Below are 21636 nucleotides of genomic sequence, written 5' to 3'. Positions count from 1 at the left end.
AAATAATTAACAGGCCGGTGCTGTAGAGCTCCAGGCCCCGTTGCCACTGCTGAACGAGCGGCATGCATGGTGGGAGTGCATGGCCGGCGAGATGCGCCTGTACTACCAGCCCAAGGTCAACCTGCGCACCGGCGAGGTGCTGGGCATGGAGGCGCTGCTGCGCTGGCAGCACCCCGAACAGGGACTGCTCGGCCCGCAGCATGTGCTGCCCTTGCTGGAAGATGCGCAGGCCGTGGCCGAACTCGGGGAATGGGTGCTGCAGGAAGCCCTGTCCCAGATGCGGCAGTGGAGCCTGGCGGGCGTGCAATGGGAGGTCAGCGTGAACATCGCTGCACAGCACTTCCACCGGCCCGATTTCGTGGACCGGCTCAAGGACCTGCTGCTCACCTGCCCGGAAGTGTCCCCCGCCCAGCTCGAACTCGAGATCCTCGAATCCGCCGCGCTGCAGGACATGCACTACATGCGCAGCATGATGCGCAGCTGCCAGGCACTGGGCGTGCGCTTTGCGCTGGACGACTTCGGCACCGGCTTCTCGTCGCTGTCCTACCTCAAACGCCTGCCGGCGGAGAGCATCAAGATCGACCAGTCTTTCGTGCGCGGCATCCTGCACGACGAGGACGACCTGACCCTGGTCACCGCCATCATCACCCTGGCCCAGGCCTTCAACCGCCACGTGATTGCCGAAGGCGTGGAAACACCGGCCCATGGCGACAAGCTGCTGGCACTGGGTTGCGAACGCGCGCAGGGTTTCGGCATTGCGCCGCCCATGCCGGCGCACGAGGTACTGGCATGGACCCGGGCCTACGAGCAGGCCCCACCCCGGCACGCCGCCCAGGCCCCGGCGGCAGCGGCGGCAGCAGCACCCACCACGGCGGCCCGCTGACTACAGGGGCTGCACGGCCGCCATGTCCGGCCGCTGCAGCCACTGTGCAAACTCGTCGGCAAGTTGGCGGCTGGCCGACGTGGCGGCCAGCCAGGCCTTGGCGCGGGCCGCACCGTCCAGGCCGTAGTGGGTGAAGTCGTTGCGGTCCGGCAGCTTGCTGTTGGGCAGCGCACGCACCCAGTCGGGGTGGGGTGACAGCACCACCATGGAATCGAGCGCGCTGGTGGAACGGTGCCGCCACTTGAGCCCCTTGTCCAGCCAGCCCGGCACCACCTGCTGCTGAAAGTGCGGGTACAGCACCAGGCCGCCGCCGGCCCGGGCCGCGCCTTCGACCACCTGCGCCATCGGGGCCTGGTGGTAGCCCAGGTGCAGGTGGTAGTCGGTGATGCCGCCATCCCAGTAAGCGCCGCGTGGCGCGCCCGGAATGTCGTGCACGGCCTGCAGCACGAACGGAATCGAGCAACTGGCCTGCAGCGCCGGCATGAAGTTCTGCTCGGTGAGCTGCACCTGGCGCGTGCGGAAGTCGGCCGTCCCGAAAGGCAGGGCCGCACCGGTTGCCAGGCCTGCATCCGGCGACGAGAACACCACACGCTCCAGCCAGGCCCCCAGGGCCTTGCGGTGCAACGTGTTGCTCAGGAAAGCCCCGAGGTAGCCGAGCGGCGTGCCCACCCGGTGTTCGCGCGCCAGCACATGCCGGCCGCGCGAGGTGACGATGTGCAGGTGAAAGCGCGGGTGGCTCAGCACCTCCCCGATCCGCCCGCCGTAGAAGGCTTCGAGGTTCTGGCCAAAGCGTTCGCTGACATGCGATGCCGAAGGCCGCTTCTTGCCCGGCGGCAGCTCATAGCTCTGGTGGATGTAGTCGTGCTCCAGCCGCGCGAAGGCCGCCACCGAGGACTGGAGGCAGGCCGTGGCCATGCGCCAGGCGCCAATGGAGGCACCCACCAGGTGCACCGGCTGGCTGGATGCGGCCAGCCACTCGCCAAACAGGAAACGGTCCAGCGGGCCGAGGACCAGGCCCTTGGGGCCGCCGGCCGCCGCGGGGATCACACGCACATCGCCCGCTTGCAGGCCGTGCTGTTCGAGGTGCTGGCGGGCGCGGGGGCCCGCGTGGATGCGCAGTGCTTTCATGCCCTGCATTCTCCCAGAGCGAGGCCCGTGGCTCAGACCACGTAATCGGCGGCGGCCTCGGGGCGCACGTTCCAGTCGATGGGGTCCTGCTGCAGCACCATGTCGATGTCCAGGCCCAGCACCAGCCCCACTTCGCCCGGGAAGGAGACGGCCAGCTCGTTCTCGTTGAGCCCGGCTTCGCGCGCCCGCGCGCGCCAGGAGGCCAGGTGGATCACGCCGGCCAGCGGCTCGTAGGCCTTGTTCTCGAACGGCGCGTCCTGGTACTGCAGCGCATCGACCACCACTTCGGGCAGTTGCCAGCGGCGTGCCAGCCCCGCAGACACATTGGCATAGCAGTAGCCGAAGATGCGCTGCTCCACCTTGCTGCGGCGCATGTCCAGCGGCGCCACCAGGGTGTTGACCGAATGGGCCTTCTCGGGATCGGCCAGGTGGATCACGAGTTCTCCCAGGCCGTGCAGCAGGCCCGCCGTGTAGGCGGCGATCTGGTCGTGGTGCACCAGGCCCGCCAGCGAGCGCGAGAGCTTGGCCGTGTTCAGGCTGTAGCGCCAGAACTGCTGCATGTTGATGCCTGGCACGGAGCGCGACGTGGTGCCCAGCGGCGCGGAAGTGACCAGGGTGCGCAACTGGCCGGTGCCCAGCAGGGCCAGGGCCTGGGGGATGCCGGCGATCTGGCGCGGCATCTGGAAGGCCGGGGAGTTGGCCAGCTCCAGCAGGCGCGCGGCCAGGGCCGGATCGGTGCCAAAGAGCTGGTTCATGCGCCGCAGGCTGGGCTCGGGCTGGGCCAGCTCGCTCATCAGCAGCGCAACCGTGCGCGGCAGACTGGGCAAGGCAGCCGGCTGTGCCAGCAGTGCATTCAACTCCATGGGTGGCGGGGCTTCTGGTGGAACAAGCGCCGATTATGGCGCTGCCGATACCGCGAACCCATCACCCATTTTGCCCATGCAGTCTTACCTGCACGGGCGGTTGCGGTGGCCGTATCAACGGTCAGGAGCGCCGCGGGGTTCAGCGGCCCTTGGCCTGCTGGAGTTTGGCGAAGGCCGAAGCCATGGCCGATTGCTGCGCCGGCTCGGGCGCGCGGCGCCCGCCCTGCTGCTGTCCACGCCCCGCGCTCTCGAAGCGGTTGTCGCGGTAACCACCGCGGTCGCCGCCCTGGCGCGGCGGGGCATCGCCGAGCTTCATCGACAGGCCGATGCGCTTGCGCTCCACATCCACCTCCATGACCTTGACCTTGACGATGTCGCCGGTCTTGACCACTTCGCGTGCGTCGTTCACGAACTTGTGTGCCAGTTGGCTCACGTGCACCCGGCCGTCCTGGTGCACGCCCAGGTCCACGAAGGCGCCGAACTGGGCCACGTTGCTCACCGTGCCCTCCAGGACCATGCCTTCCTTGAGGTCCTTGATGTCTTCCACGCCATCGTTGAATCGCGCCACCTTGAAGTCCGGGCGCGGGTCGCGGCCCGGCTTTTCGAGCTCGCCCAGGATGTCCTTGACGGTGATGACGCCGAACTTCTCGTTGGCGAACAGCTCGGGCTTCAGGGTCTTGAGCATGTCGGCGCGGCCCATGATCTCGGCCACCGGCTTGCCGGTCTTTTCCATGATCTGCTCGACCACGGGGTAGGTTTCGGGGTGCACGCCGGTCATGTCCAGCGGGTTCTCGCCGCCGCGGATACGCAAGAAGCCTGCGCTCTGCTCGAAGGTCTTGGCGCCCAGGCCGGCCACGTCCATGAGCTGCTTGCGGCTTTTGAAGGCGCCATTGGCCTCGCGCCAGCGCACCACGGCCTTGGCCACGCTGGCCGACAGGCCCGACACGCGCGACAGCAGCGGCACGCTGGCCGTGTTCAGGTCCACGCCCACGGAGTTCACGCAGTCCTCGACCACGGTGCCCAGGGTGCGTGCCAGCTCGCTCTGGTTCACGTCGTGCTGGTATTGGCCTACGCCGATGCTCTTGGGGTCGATCTTGACCAGCTCGGCCAACGGGTCTTGCAGGCGGCGCGCAATGCTGGCGGCGCCGCGCAGGCTCACGTCCACGTCGGGCATCTCCTGCGAGGCGTATTCGCTGGCGGAGTAGACCGAGGCGCCGGCCTCGCTCACCACCACCTTCTCGATCACGCGCTCGGCCTTGGCCGCCAGCTTGATCAGGTCGGCCGCCAGCTTGTCGGTCTCGCGGCTGGCCGTGCCGTTGCCGATGGCGATCAGGTTCACGCCATGCTTGTCGGCCAGCTTGGCCAGCGTGTGCAGCGAGCCCTCCCAGTCGCGGCGCGGCTCGTGCGGGTATACCGTGGCCGTCTCCACCAGCTTGCCCGTGGCATCCACCACGGCCACCTTCACGCCGGTGCGGATGCCCGGGTCCAGCCCCATCACCACGCGCGGGCCGGCCGGCGCGGCCAGCAGCAGGTCGCGCAGGTTGTCGGCGAACACCTTGATGGCGACCTTCTCGGCCTCGTCGCGCAGGCGGGCGAACAGGTCGCGCTCGGTCGACAGGCTCAGCTTCACACGCCAGGTCCAGGCCACGCACTTGCGCAGCAGGTCGTCGGCCGGGCGGCCGGCATGGCTCCAGCCCAGGTGCAGGGCGATCTTGCCTTCGGCGATGCTGGGCTTGCCCGGCTCGGGCTCCACCGGCAGCACCAGCTTGCCCTCCAGGCTTTCGAGCGCACGGCCGCGGAACACGGCCAGCGCGCGGTGCGAGGGCACGCGGCCGATGGGCTCGTCGTACTCGAAGTAGTCGCGGAACTTGGAGACCTCGGGGTCGTTCTCGTTCTTGCCGTCGATCTTCTTGCTGCGCAGCAGGCCCTCGGCCCACAGCCATTCGCGCAGCGACTGCACCAGCACGGCGTCTTCGGCCCAGCGCTCCGACAGGATGTCGCGCACACCGTCCAGAACGGCCGGCACGGTGGAGAAATCGGCGCCCGTCTTGCCGTCGTCCAACACCTCGGGCGGCTTGGTGTAGGCAGCGGCCTCGGCCGCCGGGTCCAGCGTAGGGTCGGCAAACAGCTTGTCGGCCAGGGGCTCGATGCCGAACTCGCGCGCCATCTGGCCCTTGGTGCGGCGCTTTTGCTTGAAGGGCAGGTAAATGTCTTCGAGCTCCTGCTTGGTCGGCGCGGCGGCAATGGCCGCGCGCAGCGCATCGGTCAGCTTGCCCTGCTCGTCGATGCTCTTGAGCACGGCCACGCGTCGGTCTTCCAGCTCGCGCAGGTAGGACAGGCGCGCCTCCAACTCACGCAGCTGGATGTCGTCGAGCCCGCCCGTCACTTCCTTGCGGTAGCGGGCGATGAAGGGCACCGTGGCGCCCCCGTCCAGCAGCTCCACCGCTGCACGCACCTGGGATTCACTGACTTTGATTTCTGCGGCCAACTGCCGGACGATCTGCTGCATGGGTGGGCAAACTCTCTGAAACTCGAAAAAACTACGCGAAGCGCGGGAGTTTGCCACAGGCACTTTTGGTAACAGCCGGGGCAATGCCCTGGCCTTCGGTTGAAAAGGCCGGACATCCCTAGAATGCAGGCACCGCCTGCCTGCACGCCTTGTTCATGACGACCCTGCCCTTCCCCGTCCGCACGGAATGCCCGCCCGGCGCCTGTGTCTGCGAGCGGGAGGCACTGATCCAGGCCCCGGGCGGCGACACCCGCATCCTGCAGCTGACCCAAGCGGAAGAGAAAAAACTGGTCACCCGGCTGGAGAACATCGCCATCCTCTCCGACCGGCGCCGCATGCATGAACGCATGGAGCAGCAACTGGGCATACGCATCGCCATCAGCCTCAGCCCCAACGAGGTACGCACTCTGCGCGGCATCGCCATCCTGGTGCACGAGCAGCCCGGCCTGTGCCGCAAAACGCGCCAGGCGATTCCCGCCGCGATAAAGAAGGGCATGGACCAGCGCCCCGAGATTGCCTACGAGCTGCTGGACGAAGGCGGCCTGTTCTCCAGCTCCTGAAGGCGGCCAAGGGCCTGGATGGCGCTACCATCCCGGGAATCGCCCGTTTTGTTTCCCGTTTGTCCCGGAGTCCCCATGGCCGCTGCTGAATCAGGCACCGAACTCGTCAAAGTCGTCGTGCTGCTGGCCGCTGGCGTCATCGCCGTCCCCCTGTTCAAGCGGCTGGGCCTGGGCTCGGTACTCGGCTACCTGGCCGCCGGCCTGGCCATCGGCCCCTTCGGCCTGGGCTTCTTCAGCGATGCGCAGACCATCCTGCATGTCGCCGAGCTCGGGGTGGTGATGTTCCTCTTCGTCATCGGGCTGGAGATGCAGCCCACCCGGCTGTGGAACCTGCGCCGCCAGATCTTCGGGCTGGGCCTGGCCCAGGTGCTGGTGTGCATTGCCCTGCTCACCGCCACGGGCGTGCTGGCGGGGCTGTCGACAGCGGTCTCCTTCATCGCGGCCTCGGGCTTCGTGCTCTCGTCCACCGCCATCGTGATGCAGTTGCTCGACGAGAGCGGCGACACCTCCACCCCCCGCGGACAGCGAATCGTCTCCATCCTGCTGCTCGAAGACCTGGCCATCGTGCCGCTCCTGGCCATCGTTGCCTTCCTGTCGCCCGCACCGGCGGGCGAGGCCGTCTCGCGCTGGGTCACCGTGGGCGTGGCCCTGGCGGCCGTGGCCGGGCTCGTGGCCGTGAGCCGCTGGCTGCTCAACCCCCTGTTCAGCGTGCTGGCCCGCTCCAAGGCGCGTGAGGTGATGACCGCCGCCGCCCTGCTGGTGGTGCTGGGCGCGGCGCTGGCCATGCAGTGGGGCGGGCTGTCCATGGCCATGGGCGCCTTCGCCGCGGGCGTGATGCTCTCCGAATCCACCTTCCGCCACCAGCTCGAAGCCGATGTGGAGCCGTTCCGCGGCATCCTGCTGGGCCTGTTCTTCATGGGCGTGGGCATGGCGCTCGACATCCCGCTGGTGCTGCAGAACTGGACGCTGCTGCTGGGCGGCGTGGTGGCCTGCATGGCCATCAAGGGCATCGGCGTGTATGCCGTGGCGCGCTTCACCAAGGCCGCGCATGGCGAGGCCCTGCAGCGCACCATGCTCATGGCCCAGGGCGGCGAATTCGCCTTCGTGCTGTACTCGGCCGCAGCCAGCGCCGGCATCGTGGAGGCGCGCATGAACGCCGTGCTTACCGCAGCAGTGATCATCTCCATGGCGCTCACGCCGCTGGCCGTGCTCTCGCTGCGCTGGCTCATGCCGCCCGAGCCCGCGCAGGACATGGACGGCATCGAGGCCGCCGACGGCCTCCAGGGCACGGTGCTCATCATCGGCTTCGGCCGCTTCGCGCAGATCGCCAGCCAGCTTTTGCTGGCGCGCGGCGTGGACATCGCCATCATCGAGAACGACACCGACATGATCCGGGCGGCCGCGAAGTTCGGCTTCAAGGTCTACTACGGCGACGGCACGCGCCTGGACGTACTGCACGCCAGCGGCGCGCACCATGCCAAGTCCATCCTGGTCTGCACCGACGATGCCAAGACCACCACCCACATCGTGGAGCTGCTCAAGCACGAGTGCCCGCTGATCCCCGTGCTGGCCCGCGCCTTCGACCGGCAGCACGCCATCGAGCTGCTGCGCCTGGGCGTGGACTACCAGATGCGCGAGACCTTCGAGTCGGCCATGGGCTTCGGCATGCAGGCGCTGGAAACCCTGGGTGTGGACCCGGAAGAGGCAGCCGAGGTGGCAGACAGCATCCGCGCCCGCGATGCCGAGCGCCTGCAGCTGGAGCTGGCCGGCGACCAGGACGGCGCGCGCAACTTCTTCCAGGGCAACAAGTGGATTCCCACGCCCCTCACCCAACCCCAGCGCGAAGGCCGCGCCCTCAACGAAGAGGCGGCCGATGCCATCGAGGAGCCGCTGCAGCCCGCGGCGGCCGCCCCGCTGGCATGAGCAGCAGCATCCAGGACGATCTGTTCGGCGGCCCGCCGCCACCGCCGCCCCCTCCGGCTCCAGTGGCCCCACCCGCAGAGGTGGCGCCGCCCAAAAAGAAAAAGGGCATCGGTGTCGCCGCCCAGCCGCAGGACCAGGCGCTGCAGGCGCTGGCGGACCAACTGCCACGCAATCTGCGCCTGGGCACCTCCACCTGGACCTACCCGGGCTGGAAGGGCCTGGTCTGGGAGGGTGAGCACTCCGAAGCCCAGCTCTCCAAGAACGGCCTGCCCATCTACGCCCAGCACCCGCTGTTGCGCACGGTGAGCATCGACCGCAGCTTCTACCGCCCGCTCACCGTGAGCCAGTACGAGCGCTACGCGAGCCAGGTGCCCGACGACTTCCGGTTCGTGGTCAAGGCCCCGAGCCTGGTGACCGACGCCCTGGTGCGCAGCGAGGACGGCCGGGGGCGCGAGCCCAACCCCGCCTTCCTCGATGCCGACCAGGCGCGCACCGAGTTCGTCGAACCTGCGCTGCAGGGCCTGGGCCACAAGGTGGGGGCGCTGGTGTTCCAGCTCAGCCCCCTGCCCATGGACCAGCTCGACCGCCTGCCCGAGGTGCTGCAGCGCCTGCGCGCCCTGCTGCTGGCCCAGCCCAAAGTGGCGCCCATCGCGCCCGACGGCATCCTGGCCGTGGAGGTGCGCGACCCCGAATGGGTGCGCGAGCACTGGATAGGCCCCGACTTCGCCGCCGTGCTGCGCGAGGCCGGCGCCACCTACTGCATCGACCTGCACCCCAAGATGCCGCCGCTGGCCGAGCAGTTGCCCATGCTGCGCGCGCTGTGGCCCGGCCCCCTGGTCTGCCGCTGGATGCTCAACACCGTGCACGGCCCCTATGGCTACGAAGAGGCGGAAAAGCTCTACGAGCCCTTCGACAGGGTGCACCACCCCGATCCGGAGAACCATGAGGCGCTGGCGCGCCTGATCACCGGCGTGACCGGCGCGGGCCAGAACGCCTACGTCTGCATCAGCAACCATGCCGAGGGCTCGGCGCCCCGCACCATCCGCACCCTGGCCGAGCGGGTGGCCGCACAGCCGCCAACGCCCCGAAAGGGGTGATCAGGCCTTGGCCGCAGCCGGCACCGGGTCGCCGTGCCCCGCCAGCGTGATCCAGGCCAGCGCCACGCCCACCAGGGCGCCCGTGGCCATGCCCACCACCATGGGCAGCGGCCTTCCGTTGGCAAACAGGCCCACGATGCCCATGGCCGCCGCACCGGTCAGCATCTGCAGCGTGCCCAGCAGCGCCGAGGCCGTGCCCGCAATGGCACCGTGCTTTTCCAGTGCCAGCACCGAGGTGGTCGGGATCACGAGCCCCATGAGCGCACTGGCCACGAAATACAGGCCGATCAGCACCGCGAGCTGGTCACCACCCAGCAGGTAGTAGGACAGCATGGCCACCATGACCATGCCCGAGCCCGTGGCCGCCACCTTGACCAAGCGGACCAGGCCAAAGCGCTCGCCCAGCGCCGCCGTGAACTGCGAAGTGCCGATGAAGGCCGCCGCGTTGACCGAGAACGCCAGGCTGTACTGCGTCGGCGTGAGGCCATAGTGGTTGATCAGCACGAAGGGCGAGCCCGCCAGGTAGACGAAAAAGCCCGCCATGGCGCAGCCGCCGATGAATACCAGGCCCAGGTAATGCCAGTCGCGCAGCAGCAGGCCATAGGCGCGCAGGGCGCCGCCCAGGCTGCTCTCCACCCGGTCCTCGGCCGGCCGGGTCTCACCCAGGCTGGCATACACCAGCGCCAGGCCTGCCACGGCGGCAATCGCCACGGCCCAGAACACGCCACGCCAGCCGGCCAGCGCGATCACACCGCTGCCCGCCAGCGGCGCCAGGATGGGCGAGACGCTGAACACCAGCATCAGCAGCGACATCAGCCGCGCCGCATCGGTGCCCGTATGCAGGTCGCGCACCACGGCACGCGGGATCGCCATGCCCGCCGCCGCGCCCAGGCCCTGCACGAAGCGCAGCGCCACCAGGGTCTCGATGTCGGTGGCCAGGGCGCAGCCCACGCTGGCCAAGGTGAACAGCGCCAGGCCAAAGTACATCGGCGGCTTGCGGCCCACCATGTCCGACACCGGGCCATAGAGCAACTGGCCCGCCCCCAGCGATAGGAAGAAGGCCGTGAGGCTCCACTGCACGGCGCCCACCGAGGCACCCAGGCTGGCCCCGATCTCGGGCAGCGCAGGCAGGTACATGTCGATCGCGAATGGGCCAATGGCCGAGAGCAGGCCCAACACCAGGGCCATCTTGAAGAAACCGGAAGAATGCATGGCCGCCATTGTCGCGGCTTTTTGTAAAGACCCTTTACTACCGTCGGAGCCGCTTTCAGGGTAGGCAGGCCCGGAGTCAGTCGTGCTGCGGCTCTACGCGGTTGCCACCGGCCTGCCGTGCACGGGCCAGGGCCGCACTGGCAGCGCGCACCAGTTCGTCGTGGCGCTGGTCGCGCACCGGAGCCACTTGCGCCACGCCACCGCCCATGCTGACCCGGCCCAGGGCCGAGCCTTCGTGCGGCAACGCCAGCGTGCGCACGGCCACCACGGCCGCTTCGGCAAGGACATGCGCCTCATCGGCGCTGGCGCCCGGCAGCAGCAGGGCAAAGGCATCGCCCGCAAACCGGGCCACCAGGCTGCCGGGGCGCTCCTGCACCAGTTGGGTGAGCGTGAGGGCGATGGTCTTCAGGCAGGCATCTCCCGCCAGGTGGCCATGGCGGTCCATGAAGTGGCGCAGCGCATCCACTTCCAGCAGCACCAGGGCCAGCGGCGTGGCAGCCCGCTGGGCGCGCTCCCAGGCCTGCTGCAGCACATGGTCGAACTGGCGCCGGTTGCCCAGGCCGGTGAGGCTGTCGGTGCGGTCCATGGCGTCGATGCGCTGCTGCGCCTCGGCCAAAGCACGCGTGCTCTCCTGCAGTTGGGCCTGGAGCATGCGGTGCTCGGACTGCAGGCGCGCCATGGCCGCCGAGGCGCTGGCCTGCGGCAGGGGTCCCGAAGGCACCGAGGTGCCGCTGTGCACGATCTTCCAGTCCGTGCCTTCGAGGCGGAACACCAGCACCAGACGCGCCACCGGCACCTGGCCGGCCGGCGTCTCGCCGTCATCGGGGCCACGCACATGCACCAGCGCCGTGGCCGAGACCACGTCCTCGGCCAGGTCCTGCAGGCACAGGTCCAGCACCTCGATGCGCATGTGCTGCGGCACCAGCGCAAAGTCCTGCAGGATGGCGCCCACCCACTCGCTGCGGGTGTGCACCAGGCGGTCACTGCGGCTGGCATAGCCGCTGAACTGGGTGCTCAGGCGCGCGATCAGGCGCTCATCGCGCGTGGAGTACAGCGCGATGTAGTCGTCGAACAACTGGCGGATGAGCGGCTGGCGGTCCGGTCGCATCGGTACGGGTTCCTCGTCAGGGCAGCCTGGATGATGAAAAATGAGAGCGCCGGCCGCACAGGCCGCAAGGGCGCGACGCACTGTAGCACCCCTGACCGCAGGCAGCGTGCGCACTTCGTGCGAACATCGGGCTGTATGACGCACTTTTTCCCCACCCGCAGCCTGGCGCTGGCCCTTGCCTGCCTCGCGGCCCACATGGCGGTCCGGGCGCAGGCGACTACCGAGCCCGCAGTGGCCCTGGCGCTCTCGCCCGACGGCAGCCTGGTGGTGGACACCCGCGCCAGGCTGGCCTGGCCGCGCTGCGTGGAAGGCATGCAATGGAATGGAAAGACCTGCACCGGCACGCCGCTGGAGCTGGACTATGCCCAGGCCCTGGCCCATGCCCAGGCGCGCTGGAAGGCCGAGAACCTGCCCTGGCGCCTGCCGCGCGCCGCCGAACTGCGCCGCCTGGTCGACAAGTCGGCCAGCACGCCCGGGCTCGATGCCCGGCTGTTCCCGGCCGCCCCCTCGGGCTGGCACTGGGCCTCCAACACCAATGTGCAGGGCGGCCTGGCGGGCAACCACTACAACTATGGCAATGTGGAGCGCGCCCAGCGCCAGGGGCAAGGCGGTGAAAGCCTGGACTCCACACGCGTGAACCAGCGCTTTGCCGTGGACCTGGAGACCGGTGACATCCGCTCCGACGCAGCGAAGTACAGCAAGCTGCACTTCCGCCTGGTCCGTACCTATACCGATCAATAGAGCATGAACCGCCGGGCGCCGATGCCCGCAGGCCTCCCCTCCCCCCCCAAAAAGACGCACCTGCATGGCCAGCCCGGCCTCCGTCGCCGTCGTGATCGAAGACGAGACTGACCGAGGCCGGCACCCGCAAGCCCGACCGCGCACTACCCGTGGAACAGCTTGGCCGGCCAGGTCACCAGCCAGGGGAAGATCACCATCAGGAACATGATGGCGAACTCCGCGATCATGAAGGGCACCACACCCTTGGTCACGTCGTCCATTGACATCTTGCCCACCCCCGCCACTACATTGAGCACCGTGCCCACGGGCGGCGTCACGAGGCCGATGGAGTTGTTGATGATGAACATCACGCCGAAGTAGACCGGATCGATGCCTGCGGCGTTCACCACCGGCATCAGCACGGGGGTGAGGATCAGGATGGTGGGTGTCATGTCCATGGCAGTGCCCACGGCCATCACCAGCACCATGATGGCCGCCATCAGCAGGATCTTGTTGTCCATGAAGGGCTGCAGCAGCCCCACCACCTTGGACGGCAGATCCGCTACGGTGATGAGCCAGGCGCTGACCATGGCCGCGGCGATCAGGAACATCACGATGGCGCTGGTCTTGGCGGCGGCCACGAAGATGCCGTAGAGGTCGCGCCAACTGATCTCGCGGTAGATCACCGCCGAGACGAAGAGTGCGTACACCGCAGCCACCACGGCCGCTTCGGTGGGGGTGAACACCCCCATGCGCAGGCCCACGAGGATGATCACCGGCAGCATCAGCGCCCACAGCGCCTTGCGCAGGGCCGTGAAGATCTCGGCAGCCGACTTGCGCGGTGGCGGCACGATCTTCTCGCGCCGCACCAGGAAGGCCCAGGTCAGCCACAGCGCGGCGCCGATCAGGATGCCCGGCACGATGGCCGCGAGGAACAGCTTGGAGATCGACACATTGGCCGCCACCCCGAAGATGACCAGGCCGATGCTCGGCGGGATCACCGGGCCGATGACGCCGGTGGCCGCGATCAGCCCGCCGGCACGCGGCTTGTCGTGCCCGGCCTTGACCATCTTGGGCAGCAGCAGCGCGGTGAGCGCCGCCGCATCGGCCACGGCCGAACCCGACAGGGCCGACAGCAGGCAGCCGGCCATGATGGTCACATAGCCCAGCCCGCCCTTCACATGGCCCACCAGGGCCAGCGCGAAGTCCACGATGCGGCGCGACAGGCCGCCCACGTTCATGATCTCGCCGGCCAGCATGAAGAAGGGCACGGCCAGCAGCGGAAAGCTGTCGGCCCCGCCGATCAGGTTCTGCGCCAGGAGCTGCGCGTCGAACAGGTCCAGGTGCCACATCAGCGCCACGCCGCTGGCCAGCAGCGAAAACGCGATCGGTATGCCCATGGCCATGGCCAGCAGCAGCGAACCGACAAAGACGAAGATGGTCATCGCGCGCCCTCCTTGCCACGGGACGCATCGGCACCAGCGTTGCCCAGGATCTGCTGCAACTGCACCGCTTCTTCCGATTCCTGCACCATCACCAGGTCCTCATCGGCGATCTGGCCGCTGAGCAGGCGGTACAGGTCGATGGCCAGGATCAGCGCCGCGCACACCGCGAACACCAGGCCCGCCGCATAGACGATGGCCATCGAAGCCCCCGTGGTCGGCGCCGTCACATCCCAGTTGATGCGCGCCTGCGCCAGGCTGCCCTGGAACAGCAGCCAGACGATATAGAGCATCACCCCGTGCCCAAGGGCCAGGCAGGCCTTCTTGCCCGCCGCCGGAAGGAGATGCACGACCATGTCCACACCCCTGTGGCCTTGCTCGCGCAGCGCGACGATGGCACCCAGGAAGGTCATCCAGATGAAGAGCCAGCGCGACACTTCCTCCGACACGGTGATGCCGGAATTGAAGCCATAGCGCAGCACCACGTTGCCGAACACCAGCACCACCATCAGCGCCAGCATGGCGGCGATCACTGCCTCCAGGCCACGGCAGGCGCGGTCTATCCATCTATTCATGTAGTTCTCTTGTGATGGGAAATTGCAGAAGGGAAAAACCGCACCCAGACCTTACTTCGCGGCAGCTTCGCGCAGGCTTTCCACCAGCGAGCGCAGCGCCGCCAGGTAGGAGTGCGGGCCGAAGCCCTGCACCGTGGCCTTGACGGCCGGCGAGATGATGGAGTGCGCACGCCAGGCCTCGCGCGCGGCGATGTTGGACATGTGCACCTCGATCACCGGGAAGGGCATGGCCTTGATCGCATCGTGCAGCGGCACGCCATGCTGCGTGAGGCCTGCGGGGTTCACCAGCGCGCCCTGAGCGGCGTCGATATTGGCGTGCAGGAAGTCGATCAGCACGCCCTCGTGGTTGGACTGCAGGATGTCCAGCTCGACACCGAGTTCGCCAGCCAGCGTCTGCAGCCGCTCGTTGATCTGCGCCAGCGTGGTGGTGCCGTAGATGTGGGATTCGCGGCGGCCGAACAGGTTCAGGTTGGGGCCGTGGAGGACAAGGATTTTCATGGTGGTGCGAAACCGTGGGACTTATTTGCGGATGCGTGCGAGTTCGTCGTTGTAGAGCTTGACGATGGCTTGGTCATAGGTCGCGGCGAACTTGTCGCTCACGGGCTTGGCGATCTGTTGCATGCGGGCCAGCTCGGCCGGGGCGATCTCGTTGTAGGCCATGCCCTTGGCCTGCAGGTCGCCCACGGCCTTCTGCGCAGCGGCGCGGCTGACCTGGCGCTGGTAGCCGCGCGTTTCGTCGGCGGCCTCGTGCATCATCTTCTGCTCGGCGGGAGACAGCTGGTCCCAGAACTTCTTGCTCACGAGAACGATGTTGGCGGCATACACGTGGTTGGTGGCGCTCACGTACTTCTGCACCTCGAACATCTTGTTCGACAGGATCACGGCGTAGGGGTTCTCCTGGCCGTCCACGGCCTTGGATTCGAGCGCGCCATACAGCTCGGCGAACGGCATGGGCACGGGGTTGGCCTTGAAGGCCTTGAAGGTCTCCAGGAACACCGGGTTGGGGATCACGCGCAGCTTGAGGCCGTCGAAGTCATCGGCCTTGGTGATGGCGCGCTTGCTGTTGGTCACGTTGCGAAAGCCCAGGTCCCAGTAGCCCAGGGCCACCAGGCCCTTCTCGGGCAGCTTGGCGATCAGCGCCTGGCCCAGCGGGCCGTCGAGCAGTGCATCGGCCTGGGCGAAGTTGGCCACGGCGAACGGAAAGTCCACCAGCCCGAATTCCTTGACGATGCCGGCCAGCGAGGTCGTGGCCGGCGCCGACATCTGCTGCACCCCGCCCTGCAGGGCCGACTGCTGCTGCAGCTCATTGCCCAGCTGCGAGGCCGGGAACTCCTGCACCTTGAGCTTGCCACCGCTCTTGGCCGCCAGCAGCTCGCCAAAGCGCTTGACGCCAAAGCTCACCGGGTGGTCGGCGTTGTTCAGGTGGCCGAAGCGGATCACACGCTCCTGCTGCGCGGCAGCGGGCAGCGCGGTCATCAGCAGGGACAGGCCGGCGGCGGCCAGGAGGCAGGCAGTTTTTCTCACGGGAGGATCTCCATCAAAAGTCGGACCAGGGACATGCATCCGGAACACCGGTTGCGCCATGGGAAGAGATCGTAATTAAAAAGTGGAAACTCTTTCCATAGTAGAAACCCTTTAACAATTTTTGGTACATTGCCGGGAAAGATAGAAAGAACCCGCCATGAGCAGCATCCTCGAACGCAGCTTCAAAGTGCTGGAGCACCTGGCCCCGCACCCCGAGGGCAAGGCCCTGTCGAGCCTGGCGTCCGAACTGGACATGCCGCTGAGCGCCACGCACCGCCTGCTGGCCGAGCTGGTGCGCTGCGGCTATGTGCGCCAGGACCACAGCCAGGGCAACTACACGCTCACCATCAAGCTGGTGTCACTGGGCCTGTCGCACCTGAGCGCCACGGGCGTGGTGGACATCGCCCAGCCCCTGCTCGACCGCCTCGCGGTCGAATCCGGCGAGCTGGTGCGGCTGGCCGTGGTGAACGGGGACGAACTGACCTTCGTGGCCAAGGCCCAGGGCGCCGTGCGCGGCCTGCGCTACGATCCCGACATGGGCCTGTCGGTCAATCTCTCGTGCAGTTCGGCCGGCCATGCCTGGCTGTCCACCATGAGCGACGAGGAGGCCCTGGCCCTGGTGGCACGCCAGGGTTTCGGCAAGCCCGAGGACTATGGCCCGAACGCCCCCACCACGGTCAAGGAACTGCTGGCCTACCTGCGCACGGCGCGGCAGCAGGGCTTCAGCACCATCGTGGAAGTCTTCGCCCCGGCCATGACGGCCATGGCCGCGCCCATCCGCCGGGGCAACGGCACGGTGCTGGGGGTGGTGACGATCGCCGGCCCGCTGGTGCGCCTGACGCCCGGGCGCATGCAGGCCCTGGGCCCTGCGCTGCTGAACACCACGCACGACCTGGCCATGGCCAGCGGGGGCTCTGCACTGCTGAAAAAGCGCGGTTAATCCCTGGGCGCAAACAGCGCCAGCGTGTCGTGGGCGAAAGCGCCCTCGATCTCCAGCATGCGCATCTTGGTGGCCGCCCCGCCGCCGGCCGAGAAGCCGCCCGTCTTGCCGCCTGCGGCCAGGATGCGGTGGCACGGCACCACCGGTGCAAACGGGTTATGCCCCAGCGCCTGGCCCACGGCGCGCGCGGCACCGGGCTCGCCCAGGGCGGCGGCCATCTCGCCATAGGTCATGGTCTTGCCGGGCGGTATGCGCCGGGCCAATTCGTAGACGCGGGCATTGAAGGGCGGCACGCCCTCGGTGGCCAGCGGCACATCGAGCAGATCGTCGTGCGCACCCGCGAGCAGGGCCACCACGCGGGCCGCCCAGGCGGCCACCTGGGGCGGCATGGGCGACTCGGGTGCGCCCGGAAAGCGCTGCTGCATGCGCGCGCGGGTGTGTTCCTCCCCCGCATCCTCGGGCAGTTGCACGCCCATCAGCACAGCTCCATCCCAGGCGATGCCGCAGTGCCCCACCGACGTGGCGAACAGCGCAAAGCCCTGGGCGGCCGACGGCCCGCGCTTTTCAGTCTGCACGCAGTGCGGCCTTGAGCTGGGCGCCGATCTCGGGCTTGCCCGCGAACGGATCGGTGGGATTGCGCATGAGCATGATGTCTTCCATGCGCGTCTGCACCGAGGCAATCGCCTTGGGGTGGCTGTAGATATAGAACTGGCGCTCTGCGGCCGCATCGAACACCTTCTGCGCCACCTCGGCCGCCGTCACCTTGCCGCTGCCCACGGCCTTGTCGGTCATGGCCTGGCCGATGAGCTGGCTGCGCGTGGGCTTTTCGGCCGGCAGGTCGCCCGGGCGGTTGCGGTGGCTCTGGCTGATGCCCGTGGGCACGAAGAAGGGGCACAGCACGCTGGCGCTGACCTGGTCGGTCACCAGGGCGAGGTCCTGGTAAAGGGTTTCGGACAGGCTCACCACGGCGTGCTTGCTCACGTTGTAGACGCCCATGTTGGGCGCATCGAGCAGGCCGGCCATGCTGGCCGTGTTGACGATGTGGCCGCGCCAGGCCGGGCCCTTCTTGGCGGCGGCGAGCATCATGGGTGTGAACAGGCGCACACCGTGGATCACGCCCCAGAGGTTCACACCCAGCACCCATTCCCAGTCCTTGACGGAGTTTTCCCAGACCAGGCCGCCCGCGCCCACACCGGCGTTGTTGAACACCAGGTGCGGTGCACCGAAGCGCTGCTCCACATCCACCGCGAGCTGCTCCATCTGCGCGGCACTGGATACATCCACCTTGCGCGCCAGCACCTGGGCGCCTGCTGCCTGCGCCTCGGCGGTTGCGGCGTCGAGCGCGTCCTGCTGCACGTCCACCAGCACCAGGCTCATGCCCAGGCGCGCGCCGATGCGCGCGCATTCGAGACCGAAGCCTGAGCCTGCACCGGTGAGTACGGCCGTCTTGCCCTTGAAATCGTCGATCATGTGCTTGCTTTCTCTGCCTTGCGCAAGGTGTAGCCAATACGGGGGAAATGCACGTGCACCGTGCCTGCGCGCGGGTCGGTGCGGCGCAGGGTGTAGCGCGTGCGCGTGGCGGCGATCAGCTCGCCTTCGGTGGGTTCGGTGCCAAAGCTCTCGGCGGCTATCGTCACCGGGCTACCCAGCGGGATGCCGTGCTCGTCCTGGAACACATCGTCGGCCAGCGGCAGCGGGTCCAGCCCCGCGGCAACGGTGATGGCGTCCTCGGCGCTGAGCTTTTCCATGCGGCCATGGCCCAGGGCGGCCACGCGGTCCATCCATTCGAGCAGCGCCGGCGTGGCGTTGAAGATGTCGGCCATCACCGGCACGCACTGGCGCGTGAACCACAGCGGGTGGTAGGCGGCAAAATCGGCCAGGCAGGGCTCGGCGCCGAACAGGAAGTCATGCTCCTCGGCCATGTGCGCGATGCGGCGCAGGTAGGAGCGGTAGGCTGCCGTGGCATCGGCCGGGCGCAGGCGCTGCATGCCGGCGCTCATCTCGCGGCGATCCTCGCCAAAGGCCTGGGCCACGGCGGGCGGCAGGTTCGCGAACATGGCCGCCGCGCCCTTGGGCTGCAGGTTGTAGGCCATGGCCGCCCAGAACAGCGTGGTGTCGGCCCACTGCGCGAACACGCGCGCCACGCCTTTCAGGTGCGGCGGGTAGAGCACAGGCTCGGGCTGTTCATGCTCCAGCACGTCGCAGATCAGGGCCGAGTCGCAGTAGATGTCGGCACCGATCTGCAGGAACGGCGTCTTGCGGTAGCCGCCCGTGAGGGCCACCACATCGGGTTTGGGCGCAATGCTGGGGATGACCACGGACTTCCAGGCCAGTTGCTTGTAGCCCAGGGCCAGGCGGATCTTTTCCGAGAACGGGGACGAAGGGTAATGGTGCAGGATCAGGGAGGTGGTCATCGGGGATCTCCGGTTTCTTGTACGTCGCGGGACTCAGGCAGGCAGCGCGCGCTCCAGCAGCGCGTCGAAATCCACACCGGCGCCCAGCGTACCGAAGCTGTAGCCCCAGTCGCCACCCAGGCGCGCATCGCAGAAGGCACCGAACACGCTGGCCGGGGCACTCTTGTACAGCAGCGCGGCCTGTACGGCCAGGGCCACGTCCTGCGCCAGGCGCCGGCCCTCGGCTTCGGTGGTCATGGCATCCACGCGCAAGGGCAATGCGCTGGCCATGCGGTCCAGCGCAGGGTGGGCGCCACGAGCGGGGGCCAGTTCGTCGGCCAGCGCAGCCGCCGTGTCGGCGCGGCGCACGGCGCGCAGCAGGTCCAGCGCCATGATGTTGCCCGCGCCTTCCCAGATGGAGTTGAGCGGCATCTCGCGGTAGATGCGCGCCATGGTGCCTTCGCCGCCCTCTTCCACATAGCCGTTGCCGCCCAGGCATTCCATGGTCTCCTGCGCAAACACGCTGCCGCGCTTGCAGACCCAGAACTTGGCCACGGGCGTGAGCAGGCGGGCCATCACGGCTTCGTGCGCGTCGCTGTCCTTCCTGTCGAAGGCGCTGGCCAGGCGGATCGCCAAGGCCGTGGCGGCCTCGCTCTCCAGCGCCAGGTCGGCCAGCACATTGCGCATCAGCGGCTGGTCGATGAGCTTCTTGCCAAAGGCCATGCGCTGGCGCGTGTGGTGCAGCGCCAGCGACAGCGCCTGCCGCATGAGGCCGCTGGTGCCCAGCGCGCAATCGAGCCGCGTCATGGTGCCCATCTCCAGGATCTGGGCCACGCCGCGCCCCTCGTCGCCCACGCGCCAGGCCAGGGCCTCGGTGAACTCGACCTCGGAACTGGCGTTGGCATGGTTGCCCAGCTTGTCCTTGAGGCGCTGTACGCGGATGGCGTTGAGGCTGCCGTTTTCGCCCTCTCCTGGCAGTACCCGCGGCAGGAAGAAGCAGGTGAGCCCGCCCGGCGCCTGGGCCAGCACCAGGAAGGCATCGCACATGGGGGCCGAGAAGAACCATTTGTGGCCCGTGAGCCGGTAGCGCGCACCCCAGGCATCGTTGCCGTCCGCCACAGCCTGCGTGGTGTTGGCGCGCACGTCCGAGCCGCCCTGCTTCTCGGTCATGCCCATGCCCATGGTGAGCGCGGACTTCTGCGAGAACAGCGCCAGGCGCGGGTCGTAGCGTGTGCTGGCCAGGCCAGCGCTCCAATCGGTCCACACAGCCGCGTTGCCGCGCAGCGCCGGGGTCACGGCATAGCTCATGGAAACCGGACAGAGCACCGAGGGCTCGGTCTCGGTGAAGAGCATGAAGCCGGCCGCGCGCTCCAGGTGCGCATGGGCGGCCCCGGCATCCGTGCGCGACCAGGGCGTGGCATGCAGGCCGTGGCGCAGGGCGGCGCCAATGAGTGCGTGGTAGCTGGGGTGGAACTCCACCGCATCGGTGCGGCGGCCCACACGGTCGTGGGTGTGCAGCACCGGCTTGTGGGTGTTGGCCAGGCGCGCATGCTCCAGCATCTCTGCCGAGCCCATCTCGGCGCCCAATGCCGTGAGTGCGCGGCGGTCCAGCGCGGGCGCGTGCAGGTGCACCGCATCCTGCAGCGGCCGGTTGGAAGTGAACAGGTTCACATCCGCCAGCGGCGTGCTCTGGTTGAAGACGGTGTGCGTGGCGGAGACGGTCGCGGACAGAGCGGTCATGGTGGGGAACTCCACAGCATTTCGATATGGGGGATGTCGTCCTCGAGGTACTCGTCCGACACCGCCACGAAACCCAGGCTGCCGTAAAAGCGCTGCAGGTGCGCCTGGGCGCTGATGCGCACACTGCGGCCCGGCCACACTTGGCGGCAGCGTTCCAGGCCCTCCTGCATCAAGAGGCGCCCTGTGCCGCCGCCGCGGGCCTCCTTGGCGGTCACCACACGGCCGATGGACGGCTCGGGGTAGTTCACGCCCGGGTCCACCACGCGCAGGCAGGCCTGCAGCGCACCAGCGCCATCGTAGCCCAGCAGGTGCCAGGACTGCTTGTCGGCCCCGTCCGGATCCTGGTAGGGGCCCTGCTCCAGGATGAAGACCTTGCAGCGCAGGGCCAGGGCGTCGTGCAGGGCATGCACGCCGAGATCATCGAAGCGGGCCCATTTCCAGTGCAGGTTCATCGACGCCATGTGCAGGTGCAATCCTTCAGATCAGTTTGACCAGTTGCTTGCCGAAGTTCTTGCCCTTGAGCAGGCCCAGGAAGGCCTCGGGCGCGGCGGCGATGCCCTCTGCAACGGTCTCGCGCGGGCGCAGCTTGCCGGTGCCCACCAGGGTGCCCAGCTCCTTCAGCGCATCGGGCCAGACTTCCATGTGCTCGCTGACGATGAAGCCTTCGATCTTCATGCGGTTGATCAGCATCAACGCGGGGTTGGCCATGGGCAGGGGCTGGCCATCGTAGCCGGCGATCATGCCGCACAGGGCCACGCGGCTGAAGGCATTCATGCGCAGCATCACGGCGTCCATGATCCAGCCGCCCACGTTCTCGAAATAGCCGTCGATACCGTTCGGACAGGCTTCCTTCAGCGCCTTGGACATGGCCTTCACGTCGCTGTGTTCCTTGTAATCGATGCAGGCGTCAAAGCCCAGTTCTTCCACAGCGTACTTGCACTTGTCGGCGCCACCGGCAATACCCACCGCACGGCAGCCGCGCGCCTTGGCCAATGCGGCAAACGCGCTGCCCACCGCGC

General features: G+C 68.2%; 21 protein-coding genes. 6 read left to right on the top strand and 15 right to left on the bottom strand.

Annotated features, from left to right (window positions below; all coding sequences use genetic code 11):
* Positions 1 to 40: 40 nt before the first annotated feature.
* On the top strand, positions 41 to 883 hold the full coding sequence (locus ACK59X_RS22390; RefSeq protein ID WP_409960583.1) for a putative bifunctional diguanylate cyclase/phosphodiesterase: 843 nt from the start codon (positions 41 to 43) through the stop codon (positions 881 to 883).
* Here the strand turns inward: ACK59X_RS22390 and ACK59X_RS22385 are convergent, their stop codons facing one another.
* The 3 genes from ACK59X_RS22385 to ACK59X_RS22375 all read right to left on the bottom strand — a co-directional run bounded on the left by ACK59X_RS22385 (position 884) and on the right by ACK59X_RS22375 (position 5383).
* Positions 884 to 2011: a phospholipase gene (locus ACK59X_RS22385; RefSeq protein ID WP_409960582.1), complete on the bottom strand. Its 1128-nt coding sequence runs from the start codon at positions 2009 to 2011 to the stop codon at positions 884 to 886.
* Positions 2012 to 2043: 32 nt separating this feature from the next.
* A complete protein-coding gene (locus tag ACK59X_RS22380; RefSeq protein ID WP_409960581.1) occupies positions 2044 to 2874 on the bottom strand; it encodes an HDOD domain-containing protein in 831 nt (276 codons plus the stop codon).
* Between the two features lie 139 nt (positions 2875 to 3013).
* Positions 3014 to 5383 (bottom strand): Tex family protein, encoded by a 2370-nt coding sequence (locus ACK59X_RS22375; protein WP_409960580.1) that lies wholly within the window; start codon positions 5381 to 5383, stop codon positions 3014 to 3016.
* Positions 5384 to 5538: 155 nt separating this feature from the next.
* Here ACK59X_RS22375 and ACK59X_RS22370 point away from each other — a divergent pair, with 155 nt between their 5' ends.
* The 3 genes from ACK59X_RS22370 to ACK59X_RS22360 all read left to right on the top strand — a co-directional run bounded on the left by ACK59X_RS22370 (position 5539) and on the right by ACK59X_RS22360 (position 8963).
* Positions 5539 to 5943, top strand: a complete 405-nt coding sequence (locus tag ACK59X_RS22370; protein WP_409960579.1) for a hypothetical protein — start codon at positions 5539 to 5541, stop codon at positions 5941 to 5943.
* A gap of 75 nt (positions 5944 to 6018) precedes the next feature.
* Positions 6019 to 7866: a monovalent cation:proton antiporter-2 (CPA2) family protein gene (locus tag ACK59X_RS22365; RefSeq protein WP_409960578.1), complete on the top strand. Its 1848-nt coding sequence runs from the start codon at positions 6019 to 6021 to the stop codon at positions 7864 to 7866.
* Positions 7863 to 8963: a DUF72 domain-containing protein gene (locus ACK59X_RS22360; protein ID WP_409960577.1), complete on the top strand. Its 1101-nt coding sequence runs from the start codon at positions 7863 to 7865 to the stop codon at positions 8961 to 8963. The genes ACK59X_RS22365 and ACK59X_RS22360 overlap by 4 nt, the downstream gene beginning before the upstream one ends.
* On the opposite strand, the gene ACK59X_RS22355 is transcribed toward ACK59X_RS22360, so the two are convergent.
* Positions 8964 to 10175 carry a multidrug effflux MFS transporter gene (locus ACK59X_RS22355; protein ID WP_409960576.1) on the bottom strand — a complete coding sequence of 404 codons (1212 nt, stop codon included), beginning with the start codon at positions 10173 to 10175 and terminating at the stop codon, positions 8964 to 8966. It lies immediately after the preceding gene.
* A 76-nt stretch (positions 10176 to 10251) separates the two neighbouring features.
* Positions 10252 to 11283 carry a GGDEF domain-containing protein gene (locus tag ACK59X_RS22350; protein WP_409960575.1) on the bottom strand — a complete coding sequence of 344 codons (1032 nt, stop codon included), beginning with the start codon at positions 11281 to 11283 and terminating at the stop codon, positions 10252 to 10254.
* Positions 11284 to 11418: 135 nt separating this feature from the next.
* On the opposite strand from ACK59X_RS22350, the gene ACK59X_RS22345 reads away from it, so the two are divergent.
* Positions 11419 to 12024 (top strand): DUF1566 domain-containing protein, encoded by a 606-nt coding sequence (locus ACK59X_RS22345; protein WP_409960574.1) that lies wholly within the window; start codon positions 11419 to 11421, stop codon positions 12022 to 12024.
* Between the two features lie 143 nt (positions 12025 to 12167).
* On the opposite strand, the gene ACK59X_RS22340 is transcribed toward ACK59X_RS22345, so the two are convergent.
* Genes ACK59X_RS22340 through ACK59X_RS22325 form a run of 4 tightly spaced genes read right to left on the bottom strand, consistent with a single transcriptional unit; the run spans position 12168 to position 15496 of the window.
* Positions 12168 to 13448: a TRAP transporter large permease gene (locus tag ACK59X_RS22340; RefSeq protein ID WP_409960573.1), complete on the bottom strand. Its 1281-nt coding sequence runs from the start codon at positions 13446 to 13448 to the stop codon at positions 12168 to 12170.
* On the bottom strand, positions 13445 to 14020 hold the full coding sequence (locus ACK59X_RS22335) for a TRAP transporter small permease (RefSeq protein ID WP_409960572.1): 576 nt from the start codon (positions 14018 to 14020) through the stop codon (positions 13445 to 13447). Before ACK59X_RS22335 ends, ACK59X_RS22340 begins: the two co-directional genes overlap by 4 nt.
* Positions 14021 to 14071: 51 nt before the next feature.
* Positions 14072 to 14518: a type II 3-dehydroquinate dehydratase gene (locus ACK59X_RS22330; RefSeq protein ID WP_409960571.1), complete on the bottom strand. Its 447-nt coding sequence runs from the start codon at positions 14516 to 14518 to the stop codon at positions 14072 to 14074.
* Between the two features lie 21 nt (positions 14519 to 14539).
* A complete protein-coding gene (locus tag ACK59X_RS22325; protein WP_409960585.1) occupies positions 14540 to 15496 on the bottom strand; it encodes a TRAP transporter substrate-binding protein in 957 nt (318 codons plus the stop codon).
* Between the two features lie 205 nt (positions 15497 to 15701).
* Between ACK59X_RS22325 and ACK59X_RS22320 the strand changes: the two genes are divergently transcribed.
* A complete protein-coding gene (locus ACK59X_RS22320; RefSeq protein ID WP_409960570.1) occupies positions 15702 to 16484 on the top strand; it encodes an IclR family transcriptional regulator in 783 nt (260 codons plus the stop codon).
* Here ACK59X_RS22320 and ACK59X_RS22315 read toward each other — a convergent pair.
* The 6 genes from ACK59X_RS22315 to ACK59X_RS22290 all read right to left on the bottom strand — a co-directional run.
* Positions 16481 to 17059, bottom strand: a complete 579-nt coding sequence (locus tag ACK59X_RS22315; RefSeq protein WP_409960569.1) for a methylated-DNA--[protein]-cysteine S-methyltransferase — start codon at positions 17057 to 17059, stop codon at positions 16481 to 16483. The genes ACK59X_RS22320 and ACK59X_RS22315 overlap by 4 nt on opposite strands.
* Entirely contained in the window at positions 17049 to 17954 is a 906-nt protein-coding gene (locus ACK59X_RS22310; protein WP_409960568.1) for an SDR family oxidoreductase, read from the bottom strand. Before ACK59X_RS22310 ends, ACK59X_RS22315 begins: the two co-directional genes overlap by 11 nt.
* Positions 17951 to 18898, bottom strand: coding sequence for a glutathione S-transferase family protein (locus ACK59X_RS22305; RefSeq protein ID WP_409960567.1), 948 nt, complete (start codon positions 18896 to 18898; stop codon positions 17951 to 17953). The genes ACK59X_RS22310 and ACK59X_RS22305 overlap by 4 nt, the downstream gene beginning before the upstream one ends.
* A 33-nt stretch (positions 18899 to 18931) precedes the next feature.
* Complete coding sequence (locus ACK59X_RS22300; protein ID WP_409960566.1) at positions 18932 to 20617, bottom strand: isovaleryl-CoA dehydrogenase; 1686 nt, start codon at positions 20615 to 20617, stop codon at positions 18932 to 18934.
* Positions 20614 to 21069 carry a GNAT family N-acetyltransferase gene (locus ACK59X_RS22295; RefSeq protein ID WP_409960584.1) on the bottom strand — a complete coding sequence of 152 codons (456 nt, stop codon included), beginning with the start codon at positions 21067 to 21069 and terminating at the stop codon, positions 20614 to 20616. Before ACK59X_RS22295 ends, ACK59X_RS22300 begins: the two co-directional genes overlap by 4 nt.
* 25 nt (positions 21070 to 21094) lie before the next feature.
* Positions 21095 to 21636: zinc-binding dehydrogenase (locus tag ACK59X_RS22290; RefSeq protein WP_409960565.1), on the bottom strand; the 542-nt coding region annotated here is incomplete at its 5' end.

The sequence above is a fragment of the Acidovorax sp. genome, from assembly GCF_046339755.1.
GTDB lineage: Bacteria > Pseudomonadota > Gammaproteobacteria > Burkholderiales > Burkholderiaceae_C > Acidovorax.
This window is presented reverse-complemented; position numbering and strand designations above follow the sequence as displayed.

Excerpts from the sequence above, each read along its gene's own strand:
- ACK59X_RS22385 (WP_409960582.1), bottom strand. The coding sequence starts at position 2,011 with ATGAAAGCACTGCGCATCCACGCGGGCCCCCGCGCCCGCCAGCACCTC.
- ACK59X_RS22380 (WP_409960581.1), bottom strand. The coding sequence starts at position 2,874 with ATGGAGTTGAATGCACTGCTGGCACAGCCGGCTGCCTTGCCCAGTCTG.
- ACK59X_RS22375 (WP_409960580.1), bottom strand. The coding sequence starts at position 5,383 with ATGCAGCAGATCGTCCGGCAGTTGGCCGCAGAAATCAAAGTCAGTGAA.
- ACK59X_RS22370 (WP_409960579.1), top strand. The coding sequence starts at position 5,539 with ATGACGACCCTGCCCTTCCCCGTCCGCACGGAATGCCCGCCCGGCGCC.
- ACK59X_RS22365 (WP_409960578.1), top strand. The coding sequence starts at position 6,019 with ATGGCCGCTGCTGAATCAGGCACCGAACTCGTCAAAGTCGTCGTGCTG.
- ACK59X_RS22360 (WP_409960577.1), top strand. The coding sequence starts at position 7,863 with ATGAGCAGCAGCATCCAGGACGATCTGTTCGGCGGCCCGCCGCCACCG.
- ACK59X_RS22355 (WP_409960576.1), bottom strand. The coding sequence starts at position 10,175 with ATGCATTCTTCCGGTTTCTTCAAGATGGCCCTGGTGTTGGGCCTGCTC.
- ACK59X_RS22350 (WP_409960575.1), bottom strand. The coding sequence starts at position 11,283 with ATGCGACCGGACCGCCAGCCGCTCATCCGCCAGTTGTTCGACGACTAC.
- ACK59X_RS22345 (WP_409960574.1), top strand. The coding sequence starts at position 11,419 with ATGACGCACTTTTTCCCCACCCGCAGCCTGGCGCTGGCCCTTGCCTGC.
- ACK59X_RS22340 (WP_409960573.1), bottom strand. The coding sequence starts at position 13,448 with ATGACCATCTTCGTCTTTGTCGGTTCGCTGCTGCTGGCCATGGCCATG.
- ACK59X_RS22335 (WP_409960572.1), bottom strand. The coding sequence starts at position 14,020 with ATGAATAGATGGATAGACCGCGCCTGCCGTGGCCTGGAGGCAGTGATC.
- ACK59X_RS22330 (WP_409960571.1), bottom strand. The coding sequence starts at position 14,518 with ATGAAAATCCTTGTCCTCCACGGCCCCAACCTGAACCTGTTCGGCCGC.
- ACK59X_RS22325 (WP_409960585.1), bottom strand. The coding sequence starts at position 15,496 with ATGACCGCGCTGCCCGCTGCCGCGCAGCAGGAGCGTGTGATCCGCTTC.
- ACK59X_RS22320 (WP_409960570.1), top strand. The coding sequence starts at position 15,702 with ATGAGCAGCATCCTCGAACGCAGCTTCAAAGTGCTGGAGCACCTGGCC.
- ACK59X_RS22310 (WP_409960568.1), bottom strand. The coding sequence starts at position 17,954 with ATGATCGACGATTTCAAGGGCAAGACGGCCGTACTCACCGGTGCAGGC.
- ACK59X_RS22305 (WP_409960567.1), bottom strand. The coding sequence starts at position 18,898 with ATGACCACCTCCCTGATCCTGCACCATTACCCTTCGTCCCCGTTCTCG.
- ACK59X_RS22300 (WP_409960566.1), bottom strand. The coding sequence starts at position 20,617 with ATGACCGCTCTGTCCGCGACCGTCTCCGCCACGCACACCGTCTTCAAC.
- ACK59X_RS22295 (WP_409960584.1), bottom strand. The coding sequence starts at position 21,069 with ATGAACCTGCACTGGAAATGGGCCCGCTTCGATGATCTCGGCGTGCAT.